Origin of the sequence: Wolbachia endosymbiont (group A) of Eristalinus aeneus (genome assembly GCF_964026915.1) — a bacterium.
GTDB classification, from domain to species: domain Bacteria; phylum Pseudomonadota; class Alphaproteobacteria; order Rickettsiales; family Anaplasmataceae; genus Wolbachia; species Wolbachia pipientis.
Map to the genome: position 1 here is coordinate 429,493 of NZ_OZ034712.1, position 16,045 is coordinate 445,537.

The 16,045-nt window shown below is 36.0% G+C and carries 12 protein-coding genes and 4 pseudogenes; 12 read left to right on the top strand and 4 right to left on the bottom strand.

Translation table 11 applies throughout. The annotated features are described in order from the left end of the window. Positions 1 to 8: 8 nt before the first annotated feature. Positions 9 to 822 (bottom strand): annotated as a pseudogene (locus AAGD62_RS02185) (IS982 family transposase). Between the two features lie 127 nt (positions 823 to 949). Here AAGD62_RS02185 and AAGD62_RS02190 point away from each other — a divergent pair. Next, positions 950 to 1,228: pseudogene (locus tag AAGD62_RS02190) on the top strand (transposase); the annotation flags it as partial. A 395-nt stretch (positions 1,229 to 1,623) separates the two neighbouring features. Continuing rightward, the gene (gene uvrB, locus AAGD62_RS02195) at positions 1,624 to 3,531 is read left to right on the top strand and encodes an excinuclease ABC subunit UvrB (RefSeq protein WP_155969180.1); all 1,908 of its coding nucleotides are present in this window, start codon (positions 1,624 to 1,626) and stop codon (positions 3,529 to 3,531) included. Positions 3,532 to 3,711: 180 nt separating this feature from the next. Here uvrB and AAGD62_RS02200 read toward each other — a convergent pair whose 3' ends face one another. Together AAGD62_RS02200 and AAGD62_RS02205 are read right to left on the bottom strand one after the other, a co-directional pair. Continuing rightward, positions 3,712 to 4,734, bottom strand: a complete 1,023-nt coding sequence (locus AAGD62_RS02200) for a hypothetical protein (protein ID WP_155969183.1) — start codon at positions 4,732 to 4,734, stop codon at positions 3,712 to 3,714. Further along, a protein-coding gene (locus tag AAGD62_RS02205; RefSeq protein ID WP_094189578.1) for an IS5-like element ISWpi1 family transposase occupies positions 4,731 to 5,563 on the bottom strand; the annotation gives its coding sequence in 2 pieces (ribosomal slippage) (positions 4,731 to 5,194 and positions 5,194 to 5,563; 834 coding nt in all). Before AAGD62_RS02205 ends, AAGD62_RS02200 begins: the two co-directional genes overlap by 4 nt. Positions 5,564 to 5,739: 176 nt before the next feature. Here AAGD62_RS02205 and AAGD62_RS02210 point away from each other — a divergent pair. From AAGD62_RS02210 to AAGD62_RS02240, 7 genes and pseudogenes are all read left to right on the top strand, one after another. Beyond that, positions 5,740 to 5,976: a hypothetical protein gene (locus AAGD62_RS02210; RefSeq protein ID WP_155969101.1), complete on the top strand. Its 237-nt coding sequence runs from the start codon at positions 5,740 to 5,742 to the stop codon at positions 5,974 to 5,976. Continuing rightward, positions 5,952 to 6,242: a type II toxin-antitoxin system RelE family toxin gene (locus AAGD62_RS02215; RefSeq protein WP_155969103.1), complete on the top strand. Its 291-nt coding sequence runs from the start codon at positions 5,952 to 5,954 to the stop codon at positions 6,240 to 6,242. Before AAGD62_RS02210 ends, AAGD62_RS02215 begins: the two co-directional genes overlap by 25 nt. Positions 6,243 to 6,382: 140 nt before the next feature. After that, positions 6,383 to 6,637 carry a phage tail assembly protein gene (locus AAGD62_RS02220; protein WP_341812757.1) on the top strand — a complete coding sequence of 85 codons (255 nt, stop codon included), beginning with the start codon at positions 6,383 to 6,385 and terminating at the stop codon, positions 6,635 to 6,637. 115 nt (positions 6,638 to 6,752) lie between these two features. Then, positions 6,753 to 7,835 (top strand): annotated as a pseudogene (locus tag AAGD62_RS02225) (phage tail tape measure protein); the annotation flags it as partial. Between the two features lie 60 nt (positions 7,836 to 7,895). Then, positions 7,896 to 8,728: pseudogene (locus tag AAGD62_RS02230) on the top strand (IS5 family transposase). A 195-nt stretch (positions 8,729 to 8,923) separates the two neighbouring features. Beyond that, entirely contained in the window at positions 8,924 to 9,631 is a 708-nt protein-coding gene (gene elbB, locus AAGD62_RS02235) for an isoprenoid biosynthesis glyoxalase ElbB (RefSeq protein WP_039963711.1), read from the top strand. Positions 9,632 to 9,777: 146 nt separating this feature from the next. After that, positions 9,778 to 10,086: a hypothetical protein gene (locus AAGD62_RS02240; RefSeq protein WP_010081942.1), complete on the top strand. Its 309-nt coding sequence runs from the start codon at positions 9,778 to 9,780 to the stop codon at positions 10,084 to 10,086. Positions 10,087 to 10,088: 2 nt separating this feature from the next. Here AAGD62_RS02240 and AAGD62_RS02245 read toward each other — a convergent pair whose 3' ends face one another. Continuing rightward, entirely contained in the window at positions 10,089 to 11,636 is a 1,548-nt protein-coding gene (locus AAGD62_RS02245) for a peptidoglycan D,D-transpeptidase FtsI family protein (protein WP_155969114.1), read from the bottom strand. A 20-nt stretch (positions 11,637 to 11,656) separates the two neighbouring features. Here AAGD62_RS02245 and ispH point away from each other — a divergent pair, with 20 nt between their 5' ends. From ispH to htpG, 3 genes are all read left to right on the top strand, one after another. Then, positions 11,657 to 12,586, top strand: a complete 930-nt coding sequence (gene ispH / locus AAGD62_RS02250; RefSeq protein ID WP_010963148.1) for a 4-hydroxy-3-methylbut-2-enyl diphosphate reductase — start codon at positions 11,657 to 11,659, stop codon at positions 12,584 to 12,586. Between the two features lie 726 nt (positions 12,587 to 13,312). Next, a complete protein-coding gene (locus AAGD62_RS02255; protein WP_231115829.1) occupies positions 13,313 to 13,516 on the top strand; it encodes a hypothetical protein in 204 nt (67 codons plus the stop codon). Between the two features lie 608 nt (positions 13,517 to 14,124). Next, positions 14,125 to 16,020, top strand: coding sequence for a molecular chaperone HtpG (gene htpG, locus AAGD62_RS02260; RefSeq protein WP_155969111.1), 1,896 nt, complete (start codon positions 14,125 to 14,127; stop codon positions 16,018 to 16,020). Positions 16,021 to 16,045 lie beyond the last annotated feature (25 nt).

The window sequence follows — 16,045 nt, forward strand, 5'->3', positions numbered from 1 at the left end:
AGTAAAGCTTAGAAATGCAGCGGCTGTATGGAATATGAAACAAGCGTAGAAAAAATGTGTACCAAAAAATTTATCGGTGATCTGTGGCGAGTATGCTCAATCTCAAATTTGTTTTTCAGAGAGCCAAAAACTGTCTCAATAATCGATCTTTTTCTTAACAAAATCTTCTCATTTAGCGCCATTAATGAGTTTTTCATACCCTTTTTTATACTGGTTACAAGCTTTAACCCTCTATCGAATAATTCGTGAAAAAGATCTTTTTTGATATATCCTTTATCTCTAAACAATAATCCAGTCAATTTCTGAGTTAAATTTGGCACAGGTATCAACGTTGCCTTTTGTCACCGTAACCCCTTGAATTTCGCCAGTTTCGTTGATTACTAGATGTACCGAAAAACCACCCATAAGTAGTCTTTCCAATCTTTGCCAACCCTTTGAAAACTTTGTTTCTCGAGGTCCTTTTTGGATGGCAAACAGCGATAGATTATGTACGAAATCCCTGTCACTTTTGACTGTTCGCAAAACCATTGCATTAAGAGCGCTAAATACCATAAAACCCGCGATTTTAACCTGATAAACCTACTATAGGATGGCAATTTTGGAAACGCTGATTCGTATAATAATTTCAAATAATGCACATAGAAAATTTTAAAATTGTCGCACTTGATATAGCAATATTATGGTAAAAATCTCTGAATGCGTAATCTCTGGCGTCCTGGTTGGTTTTTTGCCACTTGGTAGAAGTTTTTCTGCAAAATTTTCATCGACTGTATTGCAAAAATCATCGACTATACAAAAGATTTCTGTTACTTTTTCTTTCATTGGTAACCTCCTATTTTAGGAATGAATATCAAATACCTCGGAGTTTACCCTATTTCCTTACCTTTTCTATTTTTTCTAATTTACAACTGGGGTTAGCAGTGTTGTGAGAATGGTTGAAAGCGCAAAAGAAAACCTCTCGGAAGTTAAAAATATACTGGTCGATGCAGGTTATACAGGAGAAAATTTTGCAACTAAAATAAAAACGATTATTGGAGCAACTGTAGAAGTAATAAAACGAAGTGAATTACATTCCTTTGCTGTATTGCCACAAAGATGGGTTGTAGAGCGATCTTTCGCTTGGTTAGAAAAATGCAGACGATTGTGGAAAAATTGCGAGCGAAAACTTAACACTAGCCTACAAATGGTCGTTCTTTCCTTCATTTCTCTTCTATTGAGAAGATTTTAAACAGGTTCTAAATCTTTATTTTAAAAATGTCATATTGACCACCGGTACCTGAAAATACTATTCCAATTGATCAGAGCTATCCATTTCCTTAATTTTTGTAACGTTGTCATAGGAGTACTATAACTTTAGTATCAACTATGTTTTATTGTTTTTGCATCTAAAAAAATTTAGCTTATTCAAGCAGCATTTTGCCTTTTTTTGGATGTAGGAATTTTTTAGGAATTGTCTTCTTGAATTCTATGGTATTTTGTTTAACATTGAAACAAGATTCCAGTGTCAGCTACTTGCATGACATTGTTGGTTAATGTTTTATGGCTTTACGATAGCTATACAACTTATCTTAAAAGCAATATAGTGTTTACTATACAATGAATCAAAGATAGTAAGTAAAGTCTATGAAATTTCAAATCGCTACACATTTTCAACCGGCTGGGGATCAACCACAGGCAATCGATAGCTTAATTGCAGGGCTAAATAGCAATAAAAGAGATCAGGTTTTGCTTGGAGTTACTGGTTCTGGGAAAACTTTTACTATGGCAAATGTTATTGCAAGGACAAACAGGCCTGCATTAATTATGGCACACAATAAAACTTTAGCAGCACAGCTTTATGAGGAAATGAAAGGATTGTTTCCCCATAATGCTGTTGAATACTTCATTTCTTATTATGATTATTATCAACCTGAAGCCTATTTACCACAAACTGATACTTATATCGAAAAAGATTCTGCAATTAACGAAAGAATTGAGATGCTGCGTTATTCCACCGTCTGCTCCCTTTTGGAGCGCAGGGATACGATCGTAGTTGCCAGTGTTTCCTGCATATACGGTCTTGGTTCGCCTGAGAGCTACCGCAGCATGATCATACCGCTTAGTGTTGGAAATAAAATTCGTATTAATGATTTCCTGAGCAACTTAACTGATCTTCAATACAAGCGCTCTGATGCCAGGTTTGAGAGAGGATATTTCAGAGTGCGCGGCGATATTGTTGATATATTTCCTTCCCATTATGAAAATAAAGCTTGGCGTTTATCGTTATTTGGCGATGAAATAGAAGAAATTTCTGAAGTTGATGCTATAACGGGCAATGTTACCAAAGGCGTAAATAAAATCACCATTTTTCCAAATAGCTATTACATAACCCCGAGTGAGGCTTTGTTGCAGGCAATTGAACTAGTCAAAAAAGAGCTGCATGAACGCTTGGATTATTACTACTCGCAAAACAAGATTGTTGAAGCAAAGCGCCTCGAGCAACGCACTAATTTTGATATCGAAATGATGAGAACAACAGGAATATGTAAAGGTATTGAAAATTATTCGCGTTATCTCTATGGAATGGAAGCTGGGGATCCACCACCTACTTTGTTTGAATATTTACCCAAAGACGTAATTTTATTTGTTGATGAGAGTCATGTCACCGTTCCTCAGGTTGGTGCGATGTACAGTGGTAATGAGGCGCGTAAAAAGAAATTGATCGACTATGGCTTCAGGCTCCCTTCCGCTTTTGATAATCGTCCATTAAAATTTGAAGAGTGGGAGGGAGTTAGGCCGCAGACTGTTTACATTTCAGCCACTCCAGGAAAGTATGAGTTGGCAAAGACCAATAATGTATTTATAGAGCAAGTTATCCGTCCAACAGGGCTTACAGACCCAATCTGCATTGTAAAACCAATAGAGAGTCAAATTGATGATGTAATTCATGAGGCACAAGTGACAATAGGGAAGGGATTTTGTGTTTTAATCACTACATTGACGAAAAAAATGGCTGAAAATTTAGCTGAATATATGAGTGAATTGAATATGAAAGTGAGTTATTTGCATTCTGATATTGCTGCGCTGGAGAGAATAGAAATTATATACAAATTGAGATCTAAAGAAATCGATGTTTTAGTAGGTGTTAACTTGCTGAGGGAAGGTCTTGATATTCCAGAGTGTGGGTTGGTTGCAATTTTGGATGCTGATAAAGAAGGATTTTTGCGATCAGAAACTTCATTAATTCAAACGATCGGTCGTGCTGCGCGTAATGCTGAAGGTAGAGTAATTTTGTATGCAGATAAAATCACTGGTTCTCTGGACCGTGCATTAAGAGAGACCGAAAGAAGAAGAAAAAAACAAGAAGAACATAATATATTGCACAATATTGTCCCAAAGACTATAATAAAACCTATATCAAACACCTTACAGGAGAGGGCAATAGCAGAACCGAAAGTAAATACTAATAAGGATGATTTGAGAAAGCAAATGATAGAGCATGCTAAAAATTTGGAGTTTGAAGAAGCAGCAAGAATAAAAAAATTATTGTAAGGTTAAGTAATATATGATGCTATGGGCATAGTATAAAAATGTAAATAATTTTATTGATATCTTTATATTAATACTTTTTAAATATTTAGTACGGTGCAATATCTGCAATGGATGAGAAAAACTAACACCAGTGCTCTCAGGGTCAGCTAATAAAACGCTTGGGTGGCTGAGAGCAGTGGATTAGGTACAAACCGCTTGAGAAATTTCTTTTTTCAAGCATGTCTCGATCTCAGGAGAATCTATCTTAGAACTTGTAAGATAGTTATCACTAACTTTTTGATTACTAAAGAACTCCTGAAATAAGCGTACTACCTCCTCAGAAGAACTTGATTGTGCTTGCTCCTTCTCCTCAGAAGGAAGAACTGAGCACACTTGCTCTACTTCCCCAGGAGGAGAAAGAAGCAAACGCACCTCCCTCTTATCAACATAAAGTAGGTATAGTAACTTCTCGTACTCAGGGAGAAAAAGTTCGGAATCTAGCTTCTTCTTCATCTTAGAAGAAAGAGCTTTGTATAGTTTCTCTCTCTGATCAGAATCAAGATGTTGTTGCAACTTTAGTCCACCCGACACATCTTTATGCGTAGGAGAAGCCGGGTTTTTTAATAGATTGTGAACAACACTTAATAATTTACTAAATATATTTTCAAGTTTATCAACTATTAACGGTGTCTGCTGAAGTGAATCACTAAACTCTTCAATAAGCGACGGTGACTGTCCCCGCTCAAGCGACCCTAAACCACTATCTACAGAAATTTTAGAACTACGGTCCCCGGGCATGTTTAGTTTGCCTACGGTACCTTGTGACGGGAGTTCTGTAATACTATCATTTAATTCAGTAGGCTTGTTTTCGGTATGTACTTCAGTAACAGGAGTCACTTTTGAGGGTGAATTACTTTTTACTTTTCTTTCTGATGAAGTAGCTGTTTTTTTACTTGAAAGCTCATGAGTTGAACGCGTCGAGTCAAGTTTTTTGCCATTTTGCTGAAAATATAGGAACCACTTTTCTAGCTCTAATATAAACAACTTCTCTAGCTCTGGCATAATAGATTTTTTTGATAAAGTACTACTACCTGAAAACGAATTACTTTCTGACCCTTTCCGGCTACTCGGAGATTCACTCTGTGGCTTTGCTTCAGAACACTCATCACTACTTTTTCGATCACTTTCATCAGTAAGAGGTTGTCCGGAAACTAGTAAATTCAAGCATATTCCCTCTTTAACATAACCCTACTCATAGCTAGGTATATGAAATTCTCAGTGGATGTTGTGAGTAAATCATACTCCTTCGATAGCCTTCTATTCCTATTAACCCAAGCAAAAGTCCTTTCTACAACCCATCTTCTTGGCTGTACTTTAAACCCTTGTTCTCTTGTTGGTAGTAGCTCAGGTGGCGTATCTTTGTGCACCCAAAATCTACATGGAGGCCTTTTAACAATTTCAATATCTATGTCATATTCTTCCTTTATGTGATTCTTTAAATTTCTTCCTTGGTATCCCATGTCAGCCCACATTTTTTTAACTTTAGTATATTTTGTTCTCATATTGTTTAATGCTATTTTAATACCATCTCTATCATTTTCGTTAGCAGCGCCTACGTAACAACCTAGTATAAAACCCTGAGTGTCTGTAATTATATGCCTTTTTCTACCCTTTACTTTTTTACTTCCATCATAGCCTTTGATCCTCCCTTTTCTGTAGTCTTTACAGATTGACTATCTACTATACAGGCACTCGGCTGCTCATTCCTTCCTATTTTTCTTCTACTATATTTTGTAATTTCATAATTCATTTTCTCAAAAATTCCCTGCTTCTTCCATTGCCTGAACTGCTCATACACAGTCTTCCATAGCGGAAAATCATTTGGTAAATACCGCCATTGACACCCTGTACGCAATACATAGAAAATTGCTTCTAATATTTCTCTTTTGCTATACTTTGGCGGCCTTCCTCCTTTCTTGTATGATACTCTGAAGTGTTTTTCTATTCTTGCCCATTCCCTTTCGCTTAGATCTGTTGGATACTTTTTTCTCATCTTTACCCCGTACTAAAATTTCAGATATTATAGCCTTTTACTTATTTCCGGACAACCTCTAGTTGACAAAATTACATAAAAATGTTAAAATATAAAGTATATATGTTGAACACCTTTTTTATTGAAAAGTTTAGAAAAACATTATAAAATTACAGTGGTGGATTCTGGTAAAGTATATGGCAAACTTGGGAACTAATGTAGCTCTTAGCAAAGAAACTTCACAGCATCTTGCTGAACTGGCCAAGCTCACTAAGCAGCCTGCTCAAGAATTAGCAGAAAGGCTAATCAGAGAAGCGGTTGAGCTTGAAGAGGAAGACATTTTTTTGTCTGCAGTTGCTGACGAGTATGATATTGAAGGTGCAAAAAAGACTAAAAGTGAGGATGTAGATTGGGATACACTATTATCTTCCTAGACAATGTTCTCGAGAAAGATCTTCCAAGTCTTCCGAAAACAGTAAGGAAAAGGGTTATAAAAGCAATAAACGAGCGGCTTACAGTTGACCCTATTAATCTTGGTAAAGCGCTAGACCATAGCCTTAAAGGGTATAAAGGACTAAGAGTTGGCGATTATCGTGTTCTATATTATGCAGAAACTTTAAAGTATGAAGTAACCATAGTTACAATAGGACATAGAGATACCATTTACAAGAAGGCTAAAAAGATACTTAATATACACTAAATATATTTTCACTTTTTTGTTGAAAAAGTTTAGAAAAGGTGTGGTCACTTCAATAAAACACAACTTCTGCAATTCAAGTAAAAAAATTAGTTATGTAAAAGCCATGAGGACTTTTATTTAATTAACTTTTAGGGGGAAACATGACAACAGTAAAACTTGATAATCCAATAACAGTTGATGGTATTTCTGTTTCAGAATTACCTATGCGTGAGCCTACAGTGGGAGATCTGCTGGCTATTGAATGTGTAGAAGGTGAAGCCAGAAAAGAAGTAGCTTTAGCTGCTGACCTGACATCTATGCCAAGGGAGGTAATAGAGAAATTACTTATCAAAGACTACGTAAAAATACAAAAGGTACTCAGGGATTTTTTGTCGCCTTTAGAACAGAGGACTTAAGATTCAATGTCTTAAAGCTTAGTTCAATAACAGGAAGTGGAATTGAGCAGATTATTAATATGGGTATAAAAGAATTTCTAAAATGGTTAGAAGTAAGTGAAGGAGTAACAAAGAAATGTCAATGCTTTCAATAAAGATAGGTGCTGCATTAGATGGTAGCTTTAATAGCGCAATGATAGGTAGTACAGCTAAGCTTTCTAAGCTGGGTGATAGTATAAGGCAGCTTGATTCGTCAATGAAATCAGTCTCCAAATTTAAGCAATTAAATCATGATGCCCTTGAAGCCATGAAGAATTGGAAAGAAGCGGAGAAGAAAGCGAAAGAATCAGCCGCAGCAATTGCTAAAGAAAAGAAGGAAAAAAAAGAACCAAGCAAAGCACTAAAAAATGAATTTGAAAAATTGAAAGCATCGGCATCAAAGGCAAAAGAGGCTTATATTAAAAAGAGAGATGCACTTCACACATTAAATGAAGAAGTAAGGAAAAGTGGAAAAGATATTAAATCCTTAGTGAGGGATCAAACTAAACTTGGTTCATCTATTGAAGTACTAAAAGGGAAATACAGTAAACTAGGATCTGTGATACAAAAACAGCAAAATGCCTTGGCAAAAAAGGCGCATTATAGATCACAAGTAATGGAGACTATAGGGCTAGGGCTTTCACTTGCAGCGCCAATTAAAGTTGCAATTGACTTTGAATCTGCCATGGCTGATGTTAAAAAAGTAGTGAGATTCGCTGAGGATGATGCAGCCCATAACCAAGGAGCCGTGGAATTTGGCCAGAAATTAAAGGAATTATCCCGTACAATACCATTATCGGCTGCAGAGTTAGCACAAATAGCTGCAAGTGGTGGACAACTTGGTATTAAAAAAGAGAAACTGCTTTCATTCACAGAAACAGTAGCTAAAATGTCTACAGCATTCGATATGTCTGCAGAAGAAGCAGGTGATTCCATAGCTAAACTTGCTAATGTTTATGGAATTGAAGTAGAAGGCATGGAAAGGGTAGGTAATATTATAAATCACCTTTCAGATAATAGCGCTGCTAAAGCAGGAGATATGGTTAAAGCATTAGCTATAGTTGGTGGTAGTGCAAAACAGTTTGGTCTTGATATTAAGGAAACAAGTAGTTTAGTAAATGCCTTTATTAGTTTAGGCAAACAACCGGCAAAAGCTGCTACTGCAATAAATGCTCTACTTAGAGGTTGTCCGGAAATAAGTAAAAGGCTATAATATCTGAAATTTTAGTACGGGGTAAAGATGAGAAAAAAGTATCCAACAGATCTAAGCGAAAGGGAATGGGCAAGAATAGAAAAACACTTCAGAGTATCATACAAGAAAGGAGGAAGGCCGCCAAAGTATAGCAAAAGAGAAATATTAGAAGCAATTTTCTATGTATTGCGTACAGGGTGTCAATGGCGGTATTTACCAAATGATTTTCCGCTATGGAAGACTGTGTATGAGCAGTTCAGGCAATGGAAGAAGCAGGGAATTTTTGAGAAAATGAATTATGAAATTACAAAATATAGTAGAAGAAAAATAGGAAGGAATGAGCAGCCGAGTGCCTGTATAGTAGATAGTCAATCTGTAAAGACTACAGAAAAGGGAGGATCAAAGGCTATGATGGAAGTAAAAAAGTAAAGGGTAGAAAAAGGCATATAATTACAGACACTCAGGGTTTTATACTAGGTTGTTACGTAGGCGCTGCTAACGAAAATGATAGAGATGGTATTAAAATAGCATTAAACAATATGAGAACAAAATATACTAAAGTTAAAAAAATGTGGGCTGACATGGGATACCAAGGAAGAAATTTAAAGAATCACATAAAGGAAGAATATGACATAGATATTGAAATTGTTAAAAGGCCTCCATGTAGATTTTGGGTGCACAAAGATACGCCACCTGAGCTACTACCAACAAGAGAACAAGGGTTTAAAGTACAGCCAAGAAGATGGGTTGTAGAAAGGACTTTTGCTTGGGTTAATAGGAATAGAAGGCTATCGAAGGAGTATGATTTACTCACAACATCCACTGAGAATTTCATATACCTAGCTATGAGTAGGGTTATGTTAAAGAGGGAATATGCTTGAATTTACTAGTTTCCGGACAACCTCTCAGTGTCAAAAAACATACTATTGCTAGATTCCATATTCAGCTTCGTTGATTATAAATATGCCTAATTATACATACTAATCATTAATTATATTATAATTGATATAACATACCCCTTTCCAAATATAGAATTTGTATTAAAATATCTAGATTATATGAAATCAAGGTACTTTATGGGTGAAAAAAAATTAAAAGCTGCTGTGGTCTTATCAGGGTGTGGTCACCTTGACGGTGTAGAGGTAAGAGAAGCGGTTTTAAGTTTGCTTGTGCTTGATCAGCAGGAAGTGGATGTTAAATGCTTTGCACCTGATATCAATATCACACAAGTTATGAATCATAGAACAAAAGAGGCAACAAAAGAAAAAAGGAATGTACTTGTGGAAGCAGCAAGAATCGCAAGAGGCGAAATATATGACTTAAAAGAAGCCAAAGCTGAAAATTTTGACATGCTAGTTGTACCTGGTGGATACGGGGTTGCGAAAAATTTATCTGACTTAGCTGAAAGTAAAGACATGGTGACAGTAATGCCTGAATTTGAAAGATTAGTTTCAGAATTTTTTGTTACAAAAAAGCCAATAGGAGCGATATGCATATCTCCAGCCATCATTGTTTCAATTTTAAGTAGCAAGATAGGTAAAGAAGAAAGTAAGGTTAAGGTAACTATAGGAGATGACAGAGAACAGTTGATAGAAAGGCTTGGCGGCGAGCACATAAAATGCGATACAGAGTTATCAATAGAAGACGAAGAACATAATGTATTTTCCTGTTCTGCTTATATGCGTAGCGACGAAAGTACATACTCTGTATATCAAGGGATAAAGCATATGATTGACAGCATGGTAAAAAAGATTAACAAAAAAACTAAACAGCCATTCCTCTAAGATATAGTAATTTAGACTTCCTTACACAATTAACTGTTGAATTTTACATTCTTAGCTGTATTATAGCTAAAGTGCTCTAGGTTTACTGACTATAACGGTATGGCGTAGGGCTTTAGCTCTTTTTTTATAAACGTAAGGTGTTTTATATGTCAGACCTTTTCTATATTGAAACTACGTGTTGTGTGGACGGTCAGTGTGATGTCTATACAGGGGAAGTGAGTTTTAATGATGTCATGTTAGGCAAGTTCAGTCTAAATTCGTGCAGCGGGAAAGAAGCTATGATAAATCTAGACATTATTACATTCGATATTAATATCGCTATTGATGGTCAAAATGGAAAGACAATAAAAAAAGACCTTAAAGGTCTTGAATTTGTAACTAAAGATGATGGTTCTTGGTATATTAATAAGGATTTTGGTGATGATAAATTTGAAGTTGTAGTAAAGCAATCATAATTTTACATCTCAGGTGTAACATTTAGTATAGGCGCTATTCTATTTATAATGTTCTTTACTATAGGCGCAGCAATTATTCCCCCGGTATGGTGCATCCCTTGAGGCTCATCAATAGCAATTAGCACTATGTACCTTGGGTCAAGCATAGTTAGCACTCCTATAAATGATGCTATGTTTGCATCTTTGCTATATTTACCATCTACAACTTTTTCCGCCGATCCAGTTTTTCCTCCTATTGAATATGCCTTTATTTTTGCTTTTCTGCCAGTGCCATCTGTTACTGCTGCACGTAATAATTTTCTCATTTCCCTGGAAGTTCTTCTTGAGATAATTTGCTCTCCTATACTTCTTTTATTCAACATCAAGGTTGCGTTATGAAATATCCCATTGTTGATTAATGCTGCTGCAGTTTGTGCAAGATGTATAGGAGTTACAGCTATGCCATAACCATAAGATGCTGTTATTAAAGTGTTTTCACTCCATTTATCCGGGATTATCGGTGTGGATTTTTCTGGTATTTCTATTTTCAAAGGAGAAAATAGCTTCATAGCTTTAAAGTATTCTACCTGTTTTTCAATACCTAGTTTGACTGCAATTTTTGCTGCACCAATGTTGGATGATTTTACAAATATATCTTGCACAGTAATTTTTGGAATTTTAGATTTATGAAAATCCTGAATTTTATACTTTCCAATGGTGATTGGTGTTGATACGTCATATAAATCGCTAGTTTTTGTAGCGTTCGCATCAAGCGCTGCGGCTATTGTAAAGTATTTTAATACCGACCCCATCTCATATACCCCAAGACTGGCGCGATTAAACTTTTGTACGTCTTCTGCCTTATTCTGTAAGTTGGGATTAAAATCAGGTAGGCTGACCATCGAGATAACTTCACTATTTCTCACATTTAAAACAATTCCTACTCCGCCAAGTGCCTGATATCTGCTTACAGCTTTAGTTAGCTCTTCATGCACTATGCTTTGCACTCGTGTATCTAAGGATAGTATTATGGGCTTTTCTTGCTCATTATTTTTACTTATATATGCCTCAACTCCTGCAATACCGTTGCCATCTATGTCAGTGTAACCAAGCACGTGTGAAAATAAATTACTGTGAGGATATATACGCTTTATGTCGTCATAAAAATTTACTCCTGGTACACCAGCGTTTTTGATCGCTAGTAATTCTTTTGGAGTCAAGTGCCGCTTTATCCAAGCAAATTTCTTTTCTGAAGTAAGTACTCTATATAAGTTCTTGTATTCGAGGTCATGCAAAGTAGAACACAGTTGTGCTGCTATACTTTCCGGATTCTTTACTTTGGTTGCATCTATATATAGTGATGTTGTGGGCACATTTGTTGCTATTACCACTCCATTTCTATCTAAAATATCAGGTTGTTTATGTACTATATTATCTTTTCTAAAATTTTCTGAAGTAGTAGGTTGATCAAATGTTAAAGAGAATATGCGAAAAATAATTATTATATAAAATATAAATAATGGTACTATAAAACACAGTGAGCGGAGCTTATTTTTAAGTAATGCTTGCATATTTACTTGATTTGACAAAAATGGAAATTATCTTAGCTGAGCCGCGAGGTTTTTGTGCCGGGGTAAAAAGAGCTGTGGACATATTAGCTATTACTTTAGAAAAATACAAAAACGAGCGCCAAGTTTATGTGCTACACGAAATTGTTCACAATAAATATATAGTAGAGGACTTTAAGAAACAAGGAGTGGTTTTTGTAAGCAGTATCGAGGAAATTGAAGATAATGAAGGAATACTGATCTTCAGCGCGCACGGAGTATCAAAAAATATAGAAGATGAGGCAAAAAGAAAGGGTATTCAAGTGATTGATGCAACATGTCCTTTAGTCAACAAAGTGCATAAAGAAGCAAAAAGGTATGAAAACAGTGGTAAAGAATTAATTCTCATTGGGCATGAAAACCATCCAGAAGTTAAGGGAATTAGGGGAAGAGTAAACAATCCTATCACTTTAGTGCAAACTTTGCAGGATGTATATGATTTAAAGGTTAAAGATCCAGATAATTTGTCTTATGTTACACAAACTACGTTAAGCATCGACGATACCCGTGACATTATTGCTGCCTTGAAATTAAGGTTTCCAGGCATAACAGGTCCAGATTTAAAGGACATATGCTATGCAACGCAAAACAGACAAAATGCTGTTAAAAAGCTAGCTGAAATTGTAGACATGGTATTAGTTGTAGGAAGTAAAAATAGCTCAAATTCAAACCGCTTATTAGATCTGTGCACTGCCAGAGGAAAAAGAGCCTACTTGATTGATAATTACAGCTGTGTGAATAAAAGCTGGTTTCAGGGCGTAGAAAAGATAGGAATCACCGCAGGTGCTTCCGCTCCTGACATATTAGTTGATGAATTAATAGACTACCTAAAAGTAAACCTGAGTGTAAAAATTTCAGTTATGCCAGGTGGTATTACTGAAAATGTTCAGTTTAAAATACCGAATCTGGTTTAAAACACAACTTATCTACTAAACTTCTCTTGAAATCACACAAACCAGCATCTATAGCTAAGACGTCATACCGCGATTCATTAGACTTCTTGCATAACCATATAACAAACTTTTATTGGGAATAGAAACGAAAAAACTTGCTTGACAAACTCCGCCAGCCCCCTTATCATGAAACTGAAGCTATTGTATTTGCTTTCGCCAATCTGCAGATTAAAAGGTAAGGATTACTTAATGTATCGGCGTCTTATGTTCAATTTTTTGCAGTATATAGATACTGTATGTCTTTACAAAACTTCATCTACATCTAGATTTTTATCTAAATAAGCTGAACGCGCTTATAAAGCGTTACAAGACATCAAAAAATGCCAATACTCGACAGAGATAGTAAAAGACTAGCTAACTCGGGGATTCTTTGTCTTTTTTTCTGCTTAGTAAATTTCTTAAACATTTGCAGCGTAAGTTAGTTGCAATTAAAAGCGGCTGAATCTCGCTTGTCAAGCGTTTAAAACATAAAAAACGCCAATATTTTAAAGCGGATAATAACCCCAGGGCTTCTTTTGCCTTTTTTTTCGTTTGGTAAATTTCTTAATATTTATAGCTAAACAACAACCGTCATCCCGCTACGTGTTAGCGGGATCTCTTGTTAGCGGCTGAGATACCGCGAATGAATCGCGGTATGACGGTTCGCGGCGGCATGACGATAAGGTTTATACCTTGTCATCCCAGTGCTTGACACTGGGATCCAGCTTTCTTTATAAATTCACCAAAAGTGTTTCATTCTATAACATAAAACCCATACTCACCAAATCCAATGCATTACTTGCAATTAAGTTTCCTGGATCCCAGTGTCTGGGCACTGGGATAACAAAGGAGGACGTTATTCCAGTGCCAAGCACTGACCATTTCTGGTCTCTTAAATTGCAACTAATCTAAGTATTAAAAAATTTACCAAGCGAAAAAAAAGGCAAAAAAAGCCCGATGGTTGGCTAGTTACTTACATTATACTTTCAAGTATGGCGTTTTTTTATTCTAAACGCTTAATAACCGTGACTCAGCCGCTTTTAAGCCGCAACTAATCTAAATTATAAACGTTGAGAAATTTACTAAACAGAAAAAAAGGCAAAGAAACCCTAGGGTAGCTAATTATTCACTATCCATTTTTTAAGTTGGCGTTTTTTGATGTTTTAAATAGCGTATTTCAGCTTGTGTAGCTAGAAATTTGATAAAGACATGAGGTGCACATAGTGCAAAAAATTAAGCATGATTTACGCCAAATACATTAAGTTTTTTTGTCATTAATCCACTGCAGAGATTGCGAAGATAAATAAATAGCTTCAGTTTCATGATAAGGGGGCTGGCGAAGGGTGTCAAGGAAGTTTTTCGTTTCATCCAATGCGCTGCCAAAAGTTTGTTATGCAAGAGATCCCATAAATTGGGTGTCATAATAACTACACCCACATTAATTTTGGTGTACGTGACCTTGAAAGATCGTGATTCAATACTTAAATTATTAGGGTAGTAGGCAAATAATGGAGCTCAAAATGCATAATGTACAAGAAACTGAAAATTTAAAATTTGACGCTGAGGTAGGGAAAGTACTGAATATAGTGATTCATTCACTTTACACCAATAAAGACATTTTTCTGCGTGAATTAATATCAAATGCATCAGATGCATGTGATAAGTTGCGCTATGAATCTCAACTAAACCCTAATTTGCTAGATTTGAGTGACGAATTAAAAATCACTATCAGCTCCAATAAAGATAAGAACGAGCTATATATCACTGATAATGGCATTGGAATGAATAGACAGGATTTAATAGACAATCTTGGTACAATTGCAAGCTCTGGTACGCAAAAGTTCTTGGATGCGATTAAGAATAGCAAGGATTCAAGCCAAACTGTGGAGCTGATTGGGAAGTTTGGTGTTGGTTTTTACTCAAGCTTTATGGTTGCATCAGAAGTAATAGTAGAATCGAGAAAAGCTGGAGAAGAGGAGTCTTGGATCTGGCAATCCAAAGGAGATGGGGAATATTCAATCAGCAAGTCAGATAATCAAGTCCCTCGCGGAACCAAAATTACGCTCATTATGCATCCTGAAGAAAACGAGTTTTTAGATAAATTTCGTGTTGAAAATATTGTCACTACTTACTCTGATCACATAAATTTTCCTGTTGAATTTATAGACGAAGAAGGAAAAAGTGAAAAGTTAAACAGTAAGGCTGCAATTTGGACTAAGCCAAAAAATGACGTTACTCAAGAGGAGCACAACGATTTTTTTCGCAGTGTTGCTCACGTTGGCGGGGAGCCCTGGATGATATTGCATAATAAAAATGAAGGTGCAATAGAATATACAAATTTGCTTTATGTTCCTTCTATAAAACCTTTTGATTTATTCCATCCAGATAGACGTTGCTCTGTGAAGTTATATGTAAATAAAGTATTTATCACTGAAGATAACGTACAGATTATACCACAATACTTGCGTTTTCTGAAAGGCGTGGTTGATTCACCGGACTTGCCTCTTAATATCAGCAGAGAAACGCTGCAGAATAATCGTGTTGTTGAGCAGATCAGAAAATCTCTCACTAAGCGTGTGATATCAGAGCTCGGTAAAAAAGCAAAAGAGAATTTAGAGGAATATACAAAATTCTGGACCAATTTTGGTGCAGTTTTAAAGGAAGGTCTTTGCGAAGCTATGCCAACTGATGAGAGAGAAGCACTACTCTCAATTTGCAGATTTCATAGTACTGGTGATGAGAAATTAGTCAGCATTGATGACTATATAAGCAGAATGAAGCCTGAGCAGGAGCATATCTATTATCTCACCGGAAATAGCCTCGATTCAGTGAAAAACAGTCCGCAACTTGAGGGATTCGTCAGTAAAGGACTAGAAGTGCTCCTATTTGTTGATCCAGTTGATGACTTTTGGACTAGTGTAATTCATGAATACAAAGATCAGAAAATCAAGTCTGTAACCCGTGCAGATGTTGATTTGGAAAAATTCTCTTCAGAAGAAGATAAGACAGATGAAGAAAATAAATCGAATGGAGAAAAAACTGAGGAAACTATACTGCAATATTTTACCACAGTGCTTGGAGATTCAGTAAAAAGCGTAAAAATTTCCAAAAAATTGACTGATAGTCCCGTATGCCTAGCGGTTGATGAAGGTGCTATGGATCTTCGCATGGAGCGTTTTTTGCGTGAACAAAAGCAGCTAAATTACCGCACGCCAAAGGTGCTTGAAATTAACACTAAGCATCCTGTAATAAAGAGTATAATGAAATCTTATGCTGAAAGTGGTGAAAACCCAACATTGGAAGACATGATTCATTTATTATTTTACCAAGCTTGCATCGTGGAAGGCGAAGAGATGGATGACGCGAGCAGCTTTGCTAAGAGACTGAATAATTTGCTTGGCAAGATTTCTGTTTAATGCTATACTCAGCTTAGCTGCTAGT